Below are 2,757 nucleotides of genomic sequence, written 5' to 3' on the forward strand. Positions count from 1 at the left end.
CTGGCGCTTGCCGACCAGATATTCCTTCAGCGGCGGCGTCGGTGTGCCGTCAGCAGCCGTATAGGTCAGATCCAGAAGAGACGGATCGATCGCCCGCTCGAGCTTGGAAAACTCCTGCGGCGGAGGGACGTAGGAGCAGTGGAAGAACTCGGGGAGATTGAGGTTGTAGTAGATGGAATCTTCGTTGCCCGACTGCCAGTTGGGAAAACTGTAGTTCTTGGTCGCCTTTGCGATGAATTCCGGGGACTGGGGCTTTTTCCACCTGGCCATCGGGCTGTCGACTTCAAGCGGCTCGAAACCCGAAGCGCCGGCCCTGACAGGCCCCTTCAGAGTGTCGCGAGCTTTGTCGTGTTTGGTAACCATCTCTGTTCTCCTTGAGCAATCGTATCTATTTGTTTGACGCTAAAACGAACGCTGAGTTGCAATCGACTTCTGCCCCCAAGGGAGCTCAATACGTGTACTTGAACATGACCTGCACGCGGGATGCATCGCCAGTGGCGCCGTCCACGTTCTTTCTATTGCCCCACATGTACTCGATACCGGTCGACAGCCTTTCGTCCAGCGCCCAGATCAGGTTGGCGTGGCCGATGCCTCCGCTCCGTATGGCATCAGCGGCGCGCTCATCCTGGCCGAGGTCCTCGAGATCGGTCCAGGCATATGCCAGGTTGGAGGACAGGGTGCTCGACCAGTCGTGTCCGAATCCCAGTGCGACGCTGTACCCCTGCCTCGTAACGAGCCGGTAATCCTCCGTCAGCACCGCATTCGCGTCACTGCCGGTCAAGGCCATGATGTTTTCGGGCGTGCCATCGCCGTAGGCCAGGTTCCAGGTGAAGAAATTGCGGTCGCTGAAGTTCTGGCGCCCGGAGAAAACGAGAGCCCAGCCAGTCGCCGTGGGGTTGCGTCCGTTGCCCTCACTGTCCCAGCGCAACTGCTGCGCGAGCGCTGCCAGCGTACGCTCGCCGTCGCTGCGGTGGTGGGTCAGGCGTGCGGCCAGAACGGGCAACTGCGGGCTCGCTCCTCCCGGCAGGTCAAGCGGGTTGTAGATACCCGAGCTCTGGAGCATTTCGAGACCGGCGGCCCAGGTCCAGTTCGGGTTCAGGTCGTCCTGCCACCGAATCTGTGGTGTACGCGTGCCGAACAGCGCGTCTCCCCCTCCGAAATCAATCGTAAACGGCAGCGAGTCGAGATCGGCAATCGTGGTCCAGGTCTGGCCGATCAGCAAATTGCCGTAGATCACATAGGCGTGGCGCAGCCTCGGAGAGAAGGAGCTTTCGTCGAAAAAATCCATCTCCAGGTAGAATTGCTGGGCCGGTTGACCCGGCGGGGAATTTCGAATGTCGAAATTGAAGCGTGTCTCACGCGCGAACAGGTTGAAGTAGCCGGCGCGATTCGCGGCGGACGTACCCTCGACTGGAAGCTGGCTGATCAGGAACTGGTACTCGTTACCGGTTCCGTCGACGTCATAGAGCGCGTCCAGCTTCACATAGCCGCCGATCTTCATCCGGTAGTCCGTGCCAAACATCGGCCAGGAGCCGGGAAAATCGTCCACGGCCAGCTCGTCACTGGTCATCACGACGTGCGCGTCGCGCGTCTGATTCGGCTCGGTTTCTATCCGTTCCGGTACGATGTCGTCTTCCTCATCCGGGAACGGCACAGCGGCTTCCGAACCCGCCGCCGGTATTTCCGAAACGACGGTGGACCCGAATTCTTCCGCAGCGCTGTCGGTCGCGAACTGGCGCTCCATCGCGTCCAGCCGTTCAGCCTGTTTACGGATCTCTACCATCTGCTCTTCGAGCAATCGCATATGCTCATTCAGGCGCTGGCGTTCCACCTCGATCTGGCGACTCATCGCGTCGGCGTCCGCCTGCGCCCATGCCGTGGAAATTGCACACGGCCATAGCCCGACCAGCAAGAGGGCTGCGGCCGGTGAGACGGGTGCGAAAACAGCTTGTTGAATCTTCATTCTCTATCTCCTGACACCCGGGCGTCCAGGTTTCCCACACCTTCGGTCGCGGCTTGCAACGCGGCTATAGGCCTGCAAGCAACGACTCCAGCCGGGTTGTCGTGGAACCGTACCGTGGACCGTAACTCCAACCTTGACGATCAGTCGCCAGGCATCCTCGAAGGGAATCTTCGAATAGCCGTTAGACTCCGCGGCGCTAGGCATTCAATTCTTCGCTTCGAAACCCCTTGAGCGTTTCGCGAAGCATTGCAAGCAGCTTCTCGCCCGGATCGCTCTTGCGAAGCACGGCAGCGCCAGGCGACCCGTACGCCGGACCCTGCTCCTCCCTTACTTCGCGCGCCGTCATCAGGATCACGGGTGTCTTCACGCCAGCCGATGACAGCCGCTCCCGCAGACCGATGCCGGACATGCCGTTGAGCTGAACGTCCACGATCAGGCAATCGAACCGTGAGCGATGCGGGTCGGCGAGAAGGGACTCCGCCGAGTCGTACGTCTTGGAGCGAAATCCGGATGCCTGCAGGAGTCGTGCTACAGACCGGCGCAGGCTTTCATCATCATCCACCACTGCGATCAAGGGGGCGATTTCTGCTTTGCTCACCATTGTGGTACAGCACAGTAGGTGATTCTCTGGTGACGGACCAGAGTCCCCTTCGGGACGGATTGCAGCAAACCAGGTGCAGTCATCGCGGTGTTAACCGCGAGCTGCAGCGTTCCAACGAGATTCTGCGCAAGGCAGCGGCTTTTTTCGCTCAGCCGGAGTTGGACCGCCGCGGGCGGTGATGGTGGCGTTCGTG

3 protein-coding genes are annotated in these 2,757 nt (G+C 60.4%); all 3 read right to left on the minus strand.

Features of this window, described 5'->3' with window-relative positions; translation table 11 throughout:
• Positions 1-363, minus strand: a 363-nt coding sequence (locus tag WBB85_RS06095) for a hypothetical protein (protein ID WP_432637740.1), incomplete at its 3' end; no start/stop codon positions are given.
• Positions 364-448: 85 nt separating this feature from the next.
• The gene (locus WBB85_RS06100) at positions 449-1,963 is read right to left on the minus strand and encodes a DcaP family trimeric outer membrane transporter (protein ID WP_432637741.1); all 1,515 of its coding nucleotides are present in this window, start codon (positions 1,961-1,963) and stop codon (positions 449-451) included.
• 196 nt (positions 1,964-2,159) lie between these two features.
• Positions 2,160-2,564, minus strand: coding sequence for a response regulator transcription factor (locus tag WBB85_RS06105; RefSeq protein ID WP_432637742.1), 405 nt, complete (start codon positions 2,562-2,564; stop codon positions 2,160-2,162).
• Positions 2,565-2,757: the final 193 nt, after the last annotated feature.

The sequence above is a fragment of the Albidovulum sp. genome, from assembly GCF_049646345.1.
GTDB lineage: Bacteria > Pseudomonadota > Alphaproteobacteria > Rhodobacterales > Rhodobacteraceae > Albidovulum.

Coding starts and splice junctions, on each gene's coding strand:
- WBB85_RS06100 (WP_432637741.1), bottom strand. CDS start 1,963: ATGAAGATTCAACAAGCTGTTTTCGCACCCGTCTCACCGGCCGCAGCC.
- WBB85_RS06105 (WP_432637742.1), bottom strand. CDS start 2,564: ATGGTGAGCAAAGCAGAAATCGCCCCCTTGATCGCAGTGGTGGATGAT.